We start from the raw sequence: 16,092 nt of genomic DNA, 5'->3' as shown, positions 1-16,092 counted from the left end.
CGAAAAGACGCCTATGCAGCCAGTAGATTCATTATTGATACGGTTAAAAAGTCTGTTCCAATTTGGAAGAAAGAACACTTCACAAATGGACAGGTGATTTGGGTTGAAGGTTGTGAGGCATCCTCTGTTGCAGAATTGAACAAGAGTTCTGCGGCAACATGAGCTATTGCCAATTAGCTCATGGACATCCATATCATGGTCCCTACCATGACCTCGAATACGGCTTCCTTATCAAAGAGGAAGCAACACTTTTTGAGCGACTATCTTTGGAGATTTTTCAGGCTGGGCTTAGTTGGCTTACTGTCCTGAAAAAGAGAGAAGCAATCAACGAAGCTTTGTTTAACTTTGATATTGACCGTATAGCTGATCTTCAAACCTCAGAAATTGAATCCCTTCTCGAAAATCCAAAAATCATCCGCAATAAACTGAAAATTCAAGCAATTCGACATAATGGGAACATCATTAGGTCGATGCGAGAGTACGGTGGATTCGCCCATTGGATTGAACAACAACACCCACTCTTAAAGCCTGAATGGGTTGCTACCTTCAAGAAATCAGGATTTCAATTTGTGGGTGGAGAAATTGTTGGAGAATTCCTGATGAGTATTGGCTATCTTCGCCCGCCTCATGATGAAGATTGTTCCATTTTTAAAAAACAACTAGCACTTCGCCCTCCTTGGTTGATGCAACAATGAGTTCTGCTCTGCGTTGGGTCATCACCTGCCCATTCCACATAGAAAAATTATTAGACCAAGAGTTACGAAGTCTTGGCTACAAGGATATGAAGCCTTCTGCTGGCAAAGTCTCACTTGAAGCTCCCTTAGAAGCAGGTTTTCGTATCTGTTTATGGTCTCGACTGGCAAATCGAGTGCTGCTCCAACTTGGGGAATGGGATGGAAAAGATGGAGATTCGATCTATCAGAATGCCCGTGAATTCCCTTGGCATGATCATCTACAACCCAATCAAACGTTTGCAATCAGTTTTCACGGGACCAATCTACATATTCGTCATCCCCATTACGGATCGCAACGCCTGAAGGACGCCTTAGTAGATCATTTTCGGGACTCAACAGGGATTCGGCCCAATGTTGACCCCAAAAATCCCGATGTGAGTTTCTGGGCCCATATGGAGGCCGATCAATTAAAGCTTTCATTAGATTTTTCTGGAGTGAGTCTACATCAACGCGGTTACCGGCAACAGCAGGGCTCTACCTCACTTAAAGAGAATTTAGCAGCCGCACTACTTTGGCAATGTGGATGGCCGACGAAGGCCCAGAATGGTGCTGCGCTTTTGGATCCGATGTGTGGATCAGGTACAATCCTGGCGGAAGGACTTTTAATGGCCGCTGACTGGGCACCTGGACTGATCCGAAAAAATTTTGGCTTTCAGTCTTGGTCAGGATTTGACGCTGGTACATGGAAAAGGTTACGACAAGAAGCGATTGAGCGAAGGGCTGACGGGCTTGATAACTTACCGCCAATTATTGGGGGAGACCATGCTGACCAAGCAATCGAACAAACGAAATACAACCTGCAAAAACTTGGCATTCTTGATCACGTTCTATTGGAACCCAAGGAACTAGCTTTATGGGAGCCGAATCAGGATAAAGGCCTGTTGCTTTGTGATCCCCCATACGGTGAGCGAATCGGACAAACTCCTGAAATCAAAAAAATTTACAGAATACTTGCTCAATTACGTCAGCAGAGATTTCTGAATTGGGAATTCTCAGTAATTCTTGCTGAGGAATCTCCATGGGAAGAGTTCCAACTGCGATATGACAAGCGGCATCCCTTTCGTAATGGATCCATACCATGCCAGCTCTACAGGATGTTGCCTGAGCCTCTTTCTGAATCGAACAGCCAAAAGCATTCAATTGACTCAGTTTCAGTTAATGATATTGACTCAGTTTCAGTTAATGATTCTGCGTTTGCTCAGAGATTGAAGAAAAATTTGAGGCGCCTTCAGCCCTGGGTGAAAAAAGAGAAAATTCAGTGCTATCGCCTCTATGACAAAGATATTCCAGAATATGGAGTAGCAGTAGATGTCTACGGTCAACAAATTCAAATTCAAGAATACGATCCTCCGAAGAACATCAATCTGATTGCTGCAGAAAAACGTCTGTTGGAGGTCTTGCAAGTCATTCCTGAGGTGATGAACTGTAAATCGGAATCAGTGATATTGAAAAAGCGCAAAAGACAAACTGGACTAAATCAATATGATCGACTTGCGCAGAACCAAGAAAGACTGGTTATTGAGGAGGGGGGACTCAAATTCTGGATTAATTTACGTGATTACTTGGATACAGGCATATTTCTGGATCATCGACCCACCAGGTCTTTGATTCGTGAGATGGCCGATAATAAAAGGTTCCTAAATCTATTTTGCTATACGGGTACAGGGACCGTTTACGCGGCAACTGGAGGAGCTAAAAGTAGTGTTTCCGTAGATCTGTCAGGAAATTATCTGGGCTGGGCTAAAGATAATTTCAGCCTGAACAATCTAGATTTAAGAAAGCATCTTTTAGTCAAAGCCGATTGCAGGGAATGGATCGCTAATCAAAAAGGAACTTTTGATCTGATCTTTCTGGATCCACCTACCTTCTCAAACTCAAAATCAATGAGGGGGACCTGGGATGTTCAGAGAGATTATTTGGGGATGCTCAATCAGGTCTCACGCTTGTTGGAAAAAAATGGGGTCTTGTTATTCTCCACCAACAATCGGAAGTTCAAGCTGGATCAGGATAGCTTGCCGAATCTGCATTTTCAAGGATTGAGTAGTGAGCTTCTACCGCCCGATTTTGCCCGCAACCCTAAGATTCATCAAGTTTGGAAAATTCAACGAGCGAATTAAGAATAGCTACTGAAGACTGTAGATCAATATTCCAATTCATCCTCCCTTGGTAATTGTGCTGCCAAAATCACAGTAAGGTTCTTCTTCTCGAATGATTTTTGTTTCTGCAACTTTACTTGGTTTCAAACAAAATTTCAGATGGTCACCAAGGTGCTGATTTTTATTTGCAAGGATTTTTCTGTGGTTGTCAATTCAATGATGATTTGATCAATGCTACAAAAAGGAATTGTTCGTAAACGAACTAGAAGTTTCTATTACGTAGATTGTGAAGGAGAGACAAGGCTCTGTCGTGTGAAGGGGAACTTGTTCCAAGAGAGTCGCTATGACGAGAAGATCGCAGTTGGAGACCAGGTTGAGATTGATTTAGATGCTTCCGAAGACGCAGGTTGGATCCACAAGATCCTTCCTAGAAAAAGTCGGCTTTCGAGACATATCCCTGAACGACAACTGGAACAGGTGATCGTAGCGAATGCGGACCAAATCATGATCATAGCTTCCCTAAAAAAACCAGATTTTCGTAATGGTGTTGTTGATCGGCTTTTAGTTGCTGGCCTTCGAGGAGACTTAGAACCAATCCTGATACTGAATAAAACTGATCTGGGTTCAGAAGCTGAGTTTTTATTGATTCGAGGCCTTTACAATGATTTGGGCTACAGAGTTATGGGAATCAGCGCGAAGCAAGGGATTGGTATTGAAGAGGTTAGAGATTCGTTGAAAAACAAAATTTCAGTTTTGGCTGGGCATTCTGGGGTAGGGAAATCATCTTTGGCAAAAGCTCTCTATCCAGATTGGGAAATCAGAATTGGTGCTGTTAATCAAAAAGTTGGAAAGGGGCGTCATACGACTACTTTGGCTGAGATGTTCCCTTTGCCCGAAGGTGGTTTTCTTGTTGATACCCCGGGAGTCCGGGAATTGAGACCTTGGGATGTAGAACAAGCTGAGTTGGATCAGTATTTTGTCGAATTTGACGTTCGCGAAAATTGTCACTTCAGTAGTTGTTCCCATCGTCATGAACCCAACTGCGCTGTTTTAGCGTCTTTGGACGCCGGACAAATTCATCCCTTACGCTACAACAGTTACTTGGCTCTTTATAACTCTCTTGAAAATTAACCAATTTCAAATGTGATGAGTAATCAGAAATTACTAAAAGGTACTTAAGATGTACGAAAACTTCGTTGAGATTTTAATTAATGGTGGGAATCGTGGCTTGGGGCTTGGTTTTGTGAAGCAATTGTTGAGTCAGGCCCCTCAAAAAATTTTTGCAACTTATCGAAGTACCGAAACCGCCAAAGAACTGCTGGATTTAGCTTCAAATAATCCCCAAGTGTTGATTCCTATTCTTGCCGACAGTACACGTGAGGAAGATGTTAGCAATGTTTCCAAAATGGTCAGCCAAGAGACCAATAAATTAGATCTAGTCATCAATTGCGTTGGCTATCTTCACAACGCTGAACAGGGGCCTGAAAAAAGTTTGCGCCAGATTAATGCCAACCAGCTACTTGAATCAGCTAAAATGAATGCCTTACCAACATTACTGCTTGCAAAATATTTCCAGAAGCTGCTCAAGCATGAGCAACCATCTGTTTTTTCAGCAATTTCAGCAAGAGTCGGAAGCATTGAAGATAACCGCATGGGTGGTTGATACAGTTACAGGGGATCGAAGGCAATGTTAAACATGATGATTAGCAACATTGCAATCGAGTTTCATCGGACAAATCCAAATACAAAAGTCCTGGCTCTTCATCCTGGGACTATCAGTACTAGGCTCAGTGAGCCTTTCAGCAAAAATGTGGCGCCTGAAAAACTTTTTAGCATTGACTACAGTGTCAATTGCCTCCTGGAGGTAATCAAAAATAACGAAAAGAAGCCCAGAGGCGGTTTTTATGCCTGGGATGGAGAAGAAATAGCTTGGTAGTTCTTTGGTATGAAAGCAGTGATGGATCTGAAAAGACTTGAGAAATCAAGATTTATGAATAAGAGTTTTGAACTTTACCAAAAACAATAATTGTCTAAGAAAATTGTTAAATGAGGTGTGCTTGCCAAAGCCAATGATTGCTGGCAACTGGAAAATGAATGGAAGTAAGGGATTATTGTCCAATATGGTTGCTGGTTTGTCGAAAATTAGCACTTCGGCAAAGATAGTACTTTGTGTTCCCTATACATTTCTCCACACTTTGGAAGAATCCGCCCAGAATTCAAATATTGGAATCGGTTCCCAAAACGTCCACCATGAAGTCTCGGGAGCTTTTACGGGGGAGATCTCGGTGGAGCAGTTGCGGGAATGTGGCGTACAGTATTGCCTAGTGGGACATTCTGAACGACGTCAATATTTTCAGGAAGACAACGAACTCGTCAACAAGAAGGTCAAAAGACTGCTCCAGTCAGCAATACATCCAATTCTTTGCATTGGAGAAACTTTGGAAGAGCGAGAAGCTGGGGAGGAACAATCTGTTACAGGTAATCAACTTGCTGAAGGATTAAAAGATATTGCTCTTGATGACCTCCGCAGGTGCATCGTTGCTTATGAGCCAGTTTGGGCAATCGGTACGGGTAAAACAGCCACTCCTGATCAAGCTAATGAGATGCATCAATTCATCAGGGGACAACTCGTTGGCCTTACAAACGCTGCTGTAGCCACAGAAATTCCAATACTCTATGGAGGAAGTGTCAAGGGCAGTAACGCCCCTGAGCTACTCGCAAAATCTGATATAGACGGAGCTTTAGTAGGAGGTGCTAGCCTTCAACTGGAAGACTTCAAAAGCATCATCCTCTCTGCTCAAAACTGATCTGGATTCATACCCATGTTTTCTTTGGTTTTAATTCTTCATGTTTTCGTTTGTTTGCTCATCATCTTCTTCGTGCTCATGCAGTCAGGGAGGGGTGCAGAATTAGGTGCAGCTTTTGGGGGGGTAGGGCAATCACAGTCAACTAGATCAGAAATGAGTGGAATTGGCAAAGCAACTACAGTGGTTGCTGTTCTGTTCATGCTAACTTCTCTGGTTTTGGCATTACTTTCTTCCGAAAAAGCTAGAGAATCCGTTGTCCGGGATATTAAAGCAGTCCCAGTCGTTCCAGGAGTGGAGGAGACAGTTTTACCAACCACAGACAACCAAATCCCATTGGATGGAATAGTTATCCCTTCAAATGAAGAGGAAGTTCCATCGAAAGATTTAGAACAAACGGCAGCACCGGCCCTAGCACCCTCCACGAATCCTACGCAGGGGGTGGATAATCCTCAAAATGCCGTTCCTACTGAGTCGGCCCCAGCAAAAAATAACTGAATTACACTCACAGTTTTCATTGGATTCTGGCGAGTTAGAATTTCTCAGACGCCAATAGCCTGAGCAGCTGACAAGCCAGATAATACGGCTCCTTCAATCTTTGACCCTGCAAAAGCGTCTCCTGCAAAAACTAAATTCGGGACACCCTCGGCCACTAGACAAGACTCATCATGAATTCTAGCCGGCTGGCTGTAGCGCCAGTGGTGTATTTGAATGTCCTTGATCTCAAGCTCTTTACCTCTTCTTCTCAACTCTCCTCTGACTAACTCACTCAGCTTCTCAGGCTCACTTTCCCAATGTTCAGTACTTGCTTCGGGACCTAAGTGAAAAGTCAGAGCTTGACCTGGATTTGGAAGCCCCTTGAGCTGATTGTCTGCAACAAATTGCATTGGCTCTTCATTGATTTGCCATCCTCCATTTTCCGGCATAGATAAAGGATGTTTGGGGATAACCATCATCGCAATGCATGGATTATAAGAAATCAAACTAAGAAATTTCCTTGTGGAAGATGCGAGTTCTACCTGTCCAGCTTCAAGAAGAGCGATGGTTTGGGGCACGGGAGAAGTCATCAAGAGTTGATCTGCAGAAACGCTTGGGGATTCTTCAAAATCTAAATGCCATGATTTGTTGAAGAATTGGACAGCTTTCACTTTGTGACCTGTTCTGACATCAAGTTGGCCTGCCAGCCATTTTGGTATGGAGTTCATTCCTTCAGTGCCACGAAATCTTGGATGTCCATCTCCAGTACCAGAAAACCCCTTGCACCAGACTTTTGCCACCCCAGCTTTTTCCCAACTCTGGACGTACTTCTGGAAACGAGGATTGCGAACTGTAAAAAATTGTGCACCATGATCCAGCCTGAATTCGCCAAAACGCCTAGTGCTCATTCTACCACCAGGTCCTCTTCCTTTATCGAAAAGAACCGATTTTTTCCCTTTTTTAGCAAGGTAAGTTGCCGCCATCAAACCTGAAATACCAGCCCCGATAATCGCAATTTCAAAATGATCCATATTGTAACCCTATTTGTGTGATGGTTTTGGAAGCTTTCAATCTTTCAAGACCCTATCAATGGGAAATAGAGTCCTATATTGCCTGCCACAATTTTTGCAGAATCAAGTGCATTTCAAGAAAATCAGAATAAGGAGTGTCTGAATGATTGCCATGATACTCGCAGGGGGAAGTGGAACTCGGCTTTGGCCCTACAGTAGAACAATGAGTCCGAAGCAGTTTCTGAACTTAGGATCATCCCATGAGTCTCTTCTTCAGGATACTTGTCGAAGACTTGATCCCATTGTTCCACCTGAGAAAATTGTTGTCATCGGCTCTGCCACCCATGAATTTGAACTGCGACAGCAAATGGAGCAGGTGATCCCTAATCTGAAAGAGCATCAAGTATTGCTGGAGCCACAAGCTAAGAACACTGCTCCAGCACTGCTATGGGGTATATCAACATTGAAGGATGTGGAAGCTGATGAGCCGGTAGTGATTCTTGCAGCAGACCATCTCATTCAAGCTCCAGATCACTTCCAAGAAGCACTTCTTCAAGCTCAGCAGCTTGCAGAGGAAGGTTTCATAGTAACCTTTGGGATTAAGCCGGATCACCCTGAAACAGGCTATGGTTATATTTGTGCGGGTGAACCTTGTGGACCAGGCTTCAAAGTTGAGAAATTTCTGGAAAAGCCGAGTCAGGAGAGAGCCGAAAAGTTTGTTGCTTCCTCGCAGTATACTTGGAATGCAGGAATTTTCATGGCCTCAATCCGAACCTGGAAGCAGGAATTTGCCAGTTGCGCACCTGAATTGGCGAAATTATTCATTGAAGCAGAGCCTTCCACAGATCTGCAGAATGATGAAGAGGTGGACAAACTTTTTGAACAGTCCCCCAACATTTCGGTCGATTATGCCGTAATGGAACGTTCCAACCGTGTAACAGTCCTTCCTGTTGAAATGGGGTGGAGTGATCTTGGAAGTTGGGAGAGCATTTACCAAGTTTCTGAAAAAGATGAGAACGGGAATGTCCTCCGTGGAAATGTCATTTCCCATGAGACCACCAATTCTTTAATCTTCAGCACAAAAAAACTGGTCACGAGTATTGGAGTAGAGAACCTGATCATCGTCGAAACGGATGATGCACTCCTTGTCTGTGATTTATCCCGTTCCCAAGACGTAAAGCATCTAGTGGACACTCTGAAGGAAAGTGATCGGCATGAATATAAGTTCCACACGAGAGTATTGAGACCTTGGGGCAGCGCTACCACTTTGCTTGAGAGCAGCGTTTATCGAGTGAGGCTTCTTGAGATAGAACCAGGAAGATACATATCCAGTCAGCGCCATCGACATCGTAGTGAGCATTGGGTAATTGTGCGGGGGGCTGCTGACGTTATTCGTGGTCAGGAAACCCACATACTTACAGAAAATGAATCGATCCATATTCCTAGGACCATCACCCACCGTCTCGGTAACTCAGGCAAAATATCGCTTCAGGTACTTGAAATTCAACAGGGTGAATACCTCGGTTTTGATGATGTGGAACGATTTGAAGAGTCCTATTCAACAAGAGTTCAAGATTTTGATCACTGAATATAAAGACATTGAGTTTGAATATTTCTGTACATTTTTTTGAGGAGCAAGAATGTTTCGTTCAATAATTTACTCACAAATTTCTATCTTTCTGATCTGTGGTGTTTTCCAACAAGTTCATGCTCAAGATTATCCAGAAGTAGATCTTGAATTCAGAACTAGTTTCCAGATTCAGACGCAAGATGCAGAATACGATGCAAAAACCCCGAAATTTAAGGATGGTAAAGAACAAACTCGATTGGGCTTTCGCCTAGATCGGGGAAACGTGAATGTTAGGGGGGGACTAGGTGAAGCATTCAGCTATCGTCTTCGGTTGAGCCTAGATGCAAATCTTGAAGAATTTGGCCACGCCGATGGTACTCAAAGTAGTCTGGAGTATTTTTTTGTAGAATATCGCGTTGGGACCGATCTCGATTTAAAAATCGGCAAGCAATTCGTTTTGCAGGGTGGTCGAGAGGGGATGAATAATGGTTTGGACTTGTACCGGTATTCAATCCAGGGAGAGAGAATTCAAGACTTGTATGAAGTCGGACTTGGTTTGATTCAGGAATTCAGATTCCGAGGAAACGAAGTCCCACAATATGGAGTGTTCCAACTTGTCAATCAGCCTCAAGGCAATGGCAAAAGTGATCAAAATCTTGGATATAACGCAGCATGGTATGGTGTGCTGGGATCCGGTCTGCTTGAGCCTACATTGCAGGTGGGTTTCTTCCCGAAGAAAAGTGAAAAGCCAGTTGATTCTTGCAGTGACTTGAAATGCTTACTACCAGAACAGTTGATTTCTGCTGGGACAAGGCTGAATTTTGCAGAAGCGTATCTGAATCTAGATTTGATTCATGGTAGTTATTATGGAATTTCTCCAGCCAATAAATTGATTGAAAGGGAGGCAAGCACGGTTGCGCTTGAGTATCGTGTTGATCCAAAAACCAAACCTGTTAAAAGTCCAATTCCATTTGCCAAGTGGACCTATGATATGGTTTCTGAATCAAGATTGAACAGTGCTTTTCTGGATTATCGTAACGAAATTAGTGCGGGGATCGAGGTTTACCCTACAACAGATGAGCGCCTCAGAATTCATGCATTGGGGGCGTTTCAAAACTGGAAGGTAAACGCTGGAGCATTCAATCAGTTTCTTCTAAACATGGGACTTAGCGCAAGATTATAGAGTCTAATCTTCTTCCACAAGAACAATTAGTGCGTCATCATCTCTAAGAGTGTAGTGTCTATCTTTTGGAGGGATGATATAAATGCCGAAATTTTGTTCTATCTTGGTTTCCTGTCGACCCAGCTTGATTCCAAAGCACACCTCATCTCTCTGTTGAGCTGCCAATACGCAGTCTGCAAAAGTGACATTCAGACCCTTGGGCTGCTCGAAATAAAGATCTATGGGCTTGATATAAATCTCGCTCCCTTCCTTATGGAAAAGATCGTCACAGACATGCATTACGTCTTTTTCGAGAGCTACTTGGGCAAAAATTCTTGAGACGAACTGGTTGGATATTAAGAAGTCCTTTACGCCAACTTGAATGATCAGCTCAGTATTTTCAGAGTTGGCGATTTCACTAATCAATTTGGTTTCTGTGGGTACACCACTACTTTTTCAGCTTCTTTGAAAATGTTACGTATCTGCAGGAGATGCATAATCTTTCGGGCATCAATTTCTTCGGCTTCATCCCCACTTCCAGCCAAGATTGAGACGGTTGTGTAGCCTGGAAGTCATAGGTTGTCGAGCTCTTCCTCTGACTGAAAAACAATCTTATTAAAGTTCATTTGAACATCTGGGAATTGACTAGCAATTTTCTCAAAGTCTTTTCGAATTTCAGAATCTGCGTTCGCTTCGATTAGAAGGTCCACGGAGGACCCAGGTGCCATGTAGCCAGCGTATTCACTAAGTACAATTGGCGCCTTATTATTCCACCTACAATCAGGTGATGCTATTCAGGAATTACCTTTCTTTGATTACTGTAAGGGTGAACCTTAGGTTCAAAAACTCTTTCAGATGAGAAGCTTATAGTTGAAACGTCTTCTGCCAGAACAATGATTTCATCTTCTTCTTTGAGAATATGTTCTCGTGGTGGATTCAGCAAAATCTCACCAGTTGGGAGTCTTAATCCCAGAGGTACACTTTCCATAAAATGGAATTGAAGTTCACCGAAGTTTACCCCGTTCTATCCCTCGTCAGGTTTGAAAAAATAGAATTCATTTCCTTCAAAGCCAACTAGATCTGCATATACCATCGCCAGACCTTTATTACGCGAGGTCTGCACCAACATCCGAGCGAGAATGTCAGCCTCATTCATTGTGGTAACTTTGCCTTGTACGATCGTTTCTGCGAGAAGCCGGTAGCGCTCAATATAAATTTCAGCAATGACAGGCGGAGCTTCCTCCCCCCTTGCAGCGACTACTGCCATGATTGTCTTAATCACTCGCACATCGGCCAATTCCTTGGCTTCGTTGCTGTCTGAAGACTTCGCATTATTGAGGACGACCACAGAGTGGGCATGCTGAATGCCAACCCCTTTGAGGTTTCTGATGCTAGTGGTGGAACCACTTCTCGTGATGATTTTGGTAGTTTTGAAGTCTTGGATTGAATCCTGAAGGTAGTCATCCATTGCCTCTTTATTCATCTCCGCGACGATAACCACCACCCCGGAGTCTGATTCATTGGCTACAATCAATTCTTTAACGATCTCAATCACTCTCTCGCTGAAGCCAACGATCAGTAAATGATTTTCCCAAGGACTTGGCTCTTACCCTTCTTGAGTGTGGATATGCGATTTTCAAATTCTTGAGTTATGAATGCCACCATACTCGAAAATAGAACCAAGCCTATGAAGATCGTTACGATCGCTACAAGCTTTCCAGGAAAGTTAGACCCTGTGTCTAATTCTGCTAGGGAGCCAGAATTGATAATTTGAAAGAAAGCGTGCCAAAGAAGGAAGGTCCCATCCTCAATTGTTTCATCAGGAAAAATAAGGAACACAACAAAACGAACCGTTCCCATCACCACAAAAGCCACAAAAAATATAAACAAGAGGGACAGGAAAACAGATGTTCCACCTTTAGACATGAAGCTGTCTAGCCAATAACGGAAACGCTCATCCCAGCTATAGCGATTTTGTGACATGTTTTGTCACTGATGCAGATAAGTATCTTTAGGAGTCCTGTGCCTCGAAGTTAATTCAGGAAAGCACAGTCTGTAATATGCGGTTAGAATTGGTTAAAAATCAGATCTGTTCTAAGCTTTTTATCACTTCCTCTCCCATCCATTGACAACCAACACTTGTTTTTCCTTCTGCCATGATGTCAGCGGTCCGGTAGATTTTGATCGTGTTCTCAACAGCTTTTTGGATCAGTTCATCTGCCTCGCGAAGGTCAAGCGAGTAACGGAAAAGCATCCCTACAGAAAGGATTGTTGCAAGTGGATTTGCCAGATTTTGCCCAGCAATATCTGGTGCCGAGCCGTGCACAGGCTCATATAGGCCGACCTTTCCTCCAAGACTTGCAGATGGGAGCATGCCAATAGAGCCAGTGATCATTGCGGCTGCGTCACTTAAAATGTCTCCAAACATGTTGGTGGTCACAATCGTATCGAATTGCTTTGGTGCTCTAATCAATTGCATGGCAGCGTTGTCAACATACATATGGCTTAGCTCTATGTCTGGATAGTCATTGTGGACTTCCTGAACGACGTTGCGCCATAATTCTGTAGCCTCTAGCACATTTGCCTTGTCGACGGATGTCAAACGACCGCTACGTTTCTGTGCAGTCTCAAAGCCCACCTTGGCTATTCGACGAATCTCAGACTCAGAATAGACTAGAGTATTGAAACCAACTCGTTCTCCGTTCCGGATCTCCATACCTTTAGGCTGTCCAAAATAAATTCCCCCCGTCAGCTCACGAATGACCATGATGTCAGCACCATCGACAACTTCGGGCTTCAGTGTAGATGCTCCAACCAATTCTCCATAGATTTGTGCTGGTCGTAGATTGGCATAAAGCTGCAATTCTCCTCGTAGTCCGAGTAATGCTCTCTCTGGTCGAACTGAGTAGTCAAGAGCTTCCCACTGAGGTCCGCCGACAGCGCCTAAAAGAATGGCATCCGCAGCTTTACAAGCTTGGAGGGTTTCGTCAGGTAGAGGTGTTCCTGTTAAATCATAAGCAGTACCTCCGATTGGCACTTCAGTGAATTCAAGAACTAACTTGAAGCGCTTCGCCATGTATTCCATGACTTTGCGTGCCTGAGCAGTGACCTCTTTCCCAATTCCGTCACCTGGAGTGATGACAATATTCTTCGACATTTGCTTCCTTTACCAACAAATGGTCAACTAGTTAAAACTTTTTAATCTAAGCATATAGCTACAAGTGTGTTATCCTGCAATCTGTGAATGTAATTTGCAACACCAGTAATTGATATTTTGATTAGCCACTTTTTCGCTCACCAAGCCAAAGTTTTTCAACGCCACTTATTTAGTTTCCTCATTACACGATCAGTTTAAAGATTTATGAGAAGTACATTTTTTGATAGACCATTAGAATACCAACTTCTGACTGCCAAAGAGGAATGGCTTCAAGGAGAACCTATCGAGGGGAAACTCTCTATTAGAAATATGAATGATGAAAAGGTGATTACTAACACGATAGATGTACTTCTAGCTTACGGAAATTTTAGGAAGGTTAAGACTGGTGAAGAGAATTGCTGGGAAGTGCTACATCGAGAAAATATTCAGAAGAAACTAAGTCTGGATGGCAATCAGCAATTGTCGTACGATTGGCGGTTTAATTTGCCTAGCGATGCACCAATCACAGATAAGAGTGGTAGTTTGTTTCTACTTTTTGGGGGGGAAGATGTTTTAGATCGTGGAGGTAGATTAGATGTGCGCATAAAGATGATGGTGCTGCTACAGAGTTTTCTCCAAACTTTTGCGACTCAATTCCAGTTCGTTCAGAAAAGCTCCAAATACAAAGATGGATGGACGGCAGTGCAGCTAGATCCCCCAACAGGAAGCCGCGAATTTCCCAATTTAGAGCATGTGATGTGTTACCTTAGAATGGTGGACCAAAGTCTTGAGTTGAGATATCGCTGCAAGATCAAGACTCTCAAGAAAAATGGTGAAAGCATGAAAGTTCGTGGGAAAAGCTTGGAAATTATTCAGACTCTGACTACCGATGATTATCTTCAGACAAGTGGCTTTCCGAATAGATCGCGTTTCCGAGAAATGATTGAGAATGCACTGTCAGAAGCAAAGCCTGCCGTCGTTTTCTAAGCTTGATTTTAGGTCCATTCTGCTCTTTAAACCTACCATCGTTGGTCCCAAATCATTGACTACTTCTGACCGATTGAGAGCGTATAGGTGCACCCCTCCAATCCCTTCTCTGATCAAACCTTTCAACTGTTTTTCTGCGTGGTCTAAGCCGACTCTCAGACTATCTTCAGCATTTCCTTCAAAACGTTCTAAATTCCTAATAAGTTGGCTTGGAACGATACAACCACACATCTTTGCGAATCTCTGGATCTGGCTGGAAGATTGCGCACAGATTAGTCCGGGAATAATGGGAATTCTTACACCCTCTTTATACAACTGATCACGCCAACTGAAAAATTTCTGGTTTTCCAAGAAAAACTGACTGATCACGAATTCGGCTCCTCTTTCGATTTTCTGTTTTAAGAAATACCGATCCATTCGGGAACTAATGGCGTCAATATGAGTTTCTGGATAACCAGCCACACCGATTCCAAAACGCCGATCTCGAGAAAGGTCTTCGATTAATTCACTTGCGTAGCGGTAGCCTCCAGGCATTGGCTCAAACGTTTTCTCAGTTTTCGGTGGATCTCCACGGAGTGCCATAATGTTTTCAACACCCTCACTTAAAAATTGCTCCTTAAGGAGACTCACATCTTTACGGGTGTGACTGACGCAAGTCAGGTGGGCTAATACCTCAATGCCTAGTTCGTTGCCAATAAAGCCAGCAAGTTGCTGAGTGTTTTGCCGTGTTCCTCCTCCAGCACCATAAGTAACAGAAATATAATCAGGTTTGAATAAAGAAAAAGTTCTTAGCTTTTCTTGAAGATTCACCATTCCTTCTTCTGTCTTGGGTGGGAAAACCTCAATTGAGAAGACGAATGGTCGGTTGTGGTACATCTCAATGATGCGCATTGGGATCGATCAATTGGAATTATGTTAGTCAGGCAGCTTTGGGTTCATAACCCAGAACAGGCCCCAGCCAGCGTTCAATTTCAGAAAGAGGTTGCTGTTTCCTTTTCGCGTAATCCTCCACTTGATCCCGGCCGATTCTGCCTACAGCAAAATAGCGTGATTGTGGGTGAGAAAAGTAAAGACCACAGACCGAGCTGGCAGGCCACATTGCTAAGTTTTCTGTCAGACTAATTCCTGTGTGTTCATTCACTTTTAAGAGATCAAACAGGATTGGTTTTTCAGTGTGATCTGGTTGAGCAGGGTAGCCAGGAGCCGGTCGGATGCCTTGATATTTCTCAGCAATTAGATCATACTTGGAAAAAGTTTCGCTTTTGCCAAAGCCCCACCACTCACGCATACGCATGTGAAGATATTCCGCAAAAGCTTCTGCCAATCGATCTGCCAAGGCTTTGATCATGATTGCATTGTAGTCATCATTTTCACAAATATATGACTGAGCGGCTTCTTCAACTTCATGACCTGTAGTTACAGCAAAACCACCAATATAATCTGCTTTTCCAGTATCAATTGGTGCGATGAAATCGGAGAGAGAATACTGAGGCAGTGAACCTTCTTTGGAAACCTGCTGTCTCAGACAATGAAAGACAGTTTGGATTTTTGAGCGTGAATCATCTTTGAAAACGATGATGTCATCACCGATTGAATTAGCAGGAAAAAATCCAGCAACCGCTCTGGGCTGAAACATTTTCTCGTCTAGGATCTTCTGAAGAACTTGTTGAGCATCGTCGAATAATTTCTGTGCTTCCTGTCCAATTTTTTCATCCTCCAGGACTTGGGGAAAACGCCCCCGAAGCTCCCAAGCATGAAAGAAAGGCGTCCAGTCGATAAAGGGAATCAATTCTTCCAAGGTTATGGCAGGAAACAAATGACTATCAGCTTCAAGATGTTCGCCGCCAAAGCCTCTGATTCCCAAGAATTCAGGGATAGGAATTGAAGTCTGCTTCCAGTCAATCGGAACCTTCCGTATTCTGGCCTCTTCTAAGCTTACGAGCTGTCTTCGTCCACTTTTTTCGAAATATGCCTCTCTTCTCTTTTCCTGTTCGATGCGAATTTCAGCAATGAACTCATCGGATTGTTTTTGGTTCAGCAACTTTGACACAACATTAACTACCCGAGAGGCGTCAAGAACATGAATGACTGGATCTGAGCGAGAGGGTGCTATCTT

At 43.4% G+C, this 16,092-nt stretch carries 15 protein-coding genes and 1 pseudogene; 9 read left to right on the top strand and 7 right to left on the bottom strand.

Annotation, left to right across the window (positions count from 1 at the left end; genetic code table 11):
• The first annotated feature begins 158 nt into the window (after positions 1-158).
• The 6 genes from P8O70_09440 (at position 159) to secG (ending at position 6,132) form a co-directional block, all read left to right on the top strand.
• The gene (locus tag P8O70_09440; GenBank protein ID MDG2197093.1) at positions 159-695 is read left to right on the top strand and encodes a DNA-3-methyladenine glycosylase I; all 537 of its coding nucleotides are present in this window, start codon (positions 159-161) and stop codon (positions 693-695) included.
• Positions 692-2,851, top strand: coding sequence for a bifunctional 23S rRNA (guanine(2069)-N(7))-methyltransferase RlmK/23S rRNA (guanine(2445)-N(2))-methyltransferase RlmL (gene rlmKL, locus P8O70_09435; GenBank protein MDG2197092.1), 2,160 nt, complete (start codon positions 692-694; stop codon positions 2,849-2,851). Before P8O70_09440 ends, rlmKL begins: the two co-directional genes overlap by 4 nt.
• A 210-nt stretch (positions 2,852-3,061) precedes the next feature.
• Complete coding sequence (gene rsgA / locus P8O70_09430; protein MDG2197091.1) at positions 3,062-3,961, top strand: ribosome small subunit-dependent GTPase A; 900 nt, start codon at positions 3,062-3,064, stop codon at positions 3,959-3,961.
• A gap of 49 nt (positions 3,962-4,010) precedes the next feature.
• The gene (locus P8O70_09425) at positions 4,011-4,493 is read left to right on the top strand and encodes an SDR family NAD(P)-dependent oxidoreductase (protein MDG2197090.1); all 483 of its coding nucleotides are present in this window, start codon (positions 4,011-4,013) and stop codon (positions 4,491-4,493) included.
• 394 nt (positions 4,494-4,887) lie between these two features.
• Positions 4,888-5,637, top strand: a complete 750-nt coding sequence (gene tpiA, locus P8O70_09420; GenBank protein ID MDG2197089.1) for a triose-phosphate isomerase — start codon at positions 4,888-4,890, stop codon at positions 5,635-5,637.
• Between the two features lie 15 nt (positions 5,638-5,652).
• The gene (secG, locus tag P8O70_09415) at positions 5,653-6,132 is read left to right on the top strand and encodes a preprotein translocase subunit SecG (GenBank protein MDG2197088.1); all 480 of its coding nucleotides are present in this window, start codon (positions 5,653-5,655) and stop codon (positions 6,130-6,132) included.
• A gap of 44 nt (positions 6,133-6,176) precedes the next feature.
• On the opposite strand, the gene P8O70_09410 is transcribed toward secG, so the two are convergent.
• Entirely contained in the window at positions 6,177-7,142 is a 966-nt protein-coding gene (locus P8O70_09410; protein MDG2197087.1) for an FAD-dependent oxidoreductase, read from the bottom strand.
• A 142-nt stretch (positions 7,143-7,284) separates the two neighbouring features.
• Between P8O70_09410 and P8O70_09405 the strand changes: the two genes are divergently transcribed.
• Both P8O70_09405 and P8O70_09400 read left to right on the top strand, forming a co-directional pair.
• On the top strand, positions 7,285-8,709 hold the full coding sequence (locus P8O70_09405; protein MDG2197086.1) for a mannose-1-phosphate guanylyltransferase/mannose-6-phosphate isomerase: 1,425 nt from the start codon (positions 7,285-7,287) through the stop codon (positions 8,707-8,709).
• A gap of 52 nt (positions 8,710-8,761) precedes the next feature.
• Positions 8,762-9,874, top strand: coding sequence for a porin (locus P8O70_09400; GenBank protein ID MDG2197085.1), 1,113 nt, complete (start codon positions 8,762-8,764; stop codon positions 9,872-9,874).
• Between the two features lie 3 nt (positions 9,875-9,877).
• Here P8O70_09400 and P8O70_09395 read toward each other — a convergent pair whose 3' ends face one another.
• The 4 genes and pseudogenes from P8O70_09395 to leuB all read right to left on the bottom strand — a co-directional run bounded on the left by P8O70_09395 (position 9,878) and on the right by leuB (position 13,010).
• The gene (locus tag P8O70_09395) at positions 9,878-10,279 is read right to left on the bottom strand and encodes a hypothetical protein (protein ID MDG2197084.1); all 402 of its coding nucleotides are present in this window, start codon (positions 10,277-10,279) and stop codon (positions 9,878-9,880) included.
• A 364-nt stretch (positions 10,280-10,643) separates the two neighbouring features.
• A pseudogene (locus P8O70_09390) lies at positions 10,644-11,009 on the bottom strand (hypothetical protein).
• A 419-nt stretch (positions 11,010-11,428) separates the two neighbouring features.
• On the bottom strand, positions 11,429-11,836 hold the full coding sequence (locus P8O70_09385) for a hypothetical protein (GenBank protein ID MDG2197083.1): 408 nt from the start codon (positions 11,834-11,836) through the stop codon (positions 11,429-11,431).
• A gap of 100 nt (positions 11,837-11,936) precedes the next feature.
• Positions 11,937-13,010: a 3-isopropylmalate dehydrogenase gene (gene leuB, locus P8O70_09380; protein ID MDG2197082.1), complete on the bottom strand. Its 1,074-nt coding sequence runs from the start codon at positions 13,008-13,010 to the stop codon at positions 11,937-11,939.
• Positions 13,011-13,214: 204 nt separating this feature from the next.
• On the opposite strand from leuB, the gene P8O70_09375 reads away from it, so the two are divergent.
• The gene (locus tag P8O70_09375; GenBank protein ID MDG2197081.1) at positions 13,215-13,976 is read left to right on the top strand and encodes a hypothetical protein; all 762 of its coding nucleotides are present in this window, start codon (positions 13,215-13,217) and stop codon (positions 13,974-13,976) included.
• Here the strand turns inward: P8O70_09375 and P8O70_09370 are convergent.
• Positions 13,947-14,867, bottom strand: coding sequence for a methylenetetrahydrofolate reductase (locus tag P8O70_09370; GenBank protein ID MDG2197080.1), 921 nt, complete (start codon positions 14,865-14,867; stop codon positions 13,947-13,949). The two genes, P8O70_09375 and P8O70_09370, sit on opposite strands and share 30 nt — an antisense overlap.
• Before the next feature lie 28 nt (positions 14,868-14,895).
• Positions 14,896-16,092 (bottom strand): vitamin B12 dependent-methionine synthase activation domain-containing protein (locus P8O70_09365; GenBank protein ID MDG2197079.1); only part of this gene is annotated, 1,197 nt, incomplete at its 5' end.

Source organism: SAR324 cluster bacterium (genome assembly GCA_029245725.1).
Lineage (GTDB): Bacteria > SAR324 > SAR324 > SAR324 > NAC60-12 > JCVI-SCAAA005.
This window is presented reverse-complemented; position numbering and strand designations above follow the sequence as displayed.

Excerpts from the sequence above, each read along its gene's own strand:
- P8O70_09385 (MDG2197083.1), bottom strand. The coding sequence starts at position 11,836 with ATGTCACAAAATCGCTATAGCTGGGATGAGCGTTTCCGTTATTGGCTA.
- leuB (MDG2197082.1), bottom strand. The coding sequence starts at position 13,010 with ATGTCGAAGAATATTGTCATCACTCCAGGTGACGGAATTGGGAAAGAG.
- P8O70_09370 (MDG2197080.1), bottom strand. The coding sequence starts at position 14,867 with ATGCGCATCATTGAGATGTACCACAACCGACCATTCGTCTTCTCAATT.
- P8O70_09425 (MDG2197090.1), top strand. The coding sequence starts at position 4,011 with ATGTACGAAAACTTCGTTGAGATTTTAATTAATGGTGGGAATCGTGGC.
- P8O70_09440 (MDG2197093.1), top strand. The coding sequence starts at position 159 with ATGAGCTATTGCCAATTAGCTCATGGACATCCATATCATGGTCCCTAC.
- P8O70_09410 (MDG2197087.1), bottom strand. The coding sequence starts at position 7,142 with ATGGATCATTTTGAAATTGCGATTATCGGGGCTGGTATTTCAGGTTTG.
- secG (MDG2197088.1), top strand. The coding sequence starts at position 5,653 with ATGTTTTCTTTGGTTTTAATTCTTCATGTTTTCGTTTGTTTGCTCATC.
- P8O70_09405 (MDG2197086.1), top strand. The coding sequence starts at position 7,285 with ATGATTGCCATGATACTCGCAGGGGGAAGTGGAACTCGGCTTTGGCCC.
- rsgA (MDG2197091.1), top strand. The coding sequence starts at position 3,062 with ATGCTACAAAAAGGAATTGTTCGTAAACGAACTAGAAGTTTCTATTAC.
- P8O70_09375 (MDG2197081.1), top strand. The coding sequence starts at position 13,215 with ATGAGAAGTACATTTTTTGATAGACCATTAGAATACCAACTTCTGACT.
- rlmKL (MDG2197092.1), top strand. The coding sequence starts at position 692 with ATGAGTTCTGCTCTGCGTTGGGTCATCACCTGCCCATTCCACATAGAA.
- P8O70_09400 (MDG2197085.1), top strand. The coding sequence starts at position 8,762 with ATGTTTCGTTCAATAATTTACTCACAAATTTCTATCTTTCTGATCTGT.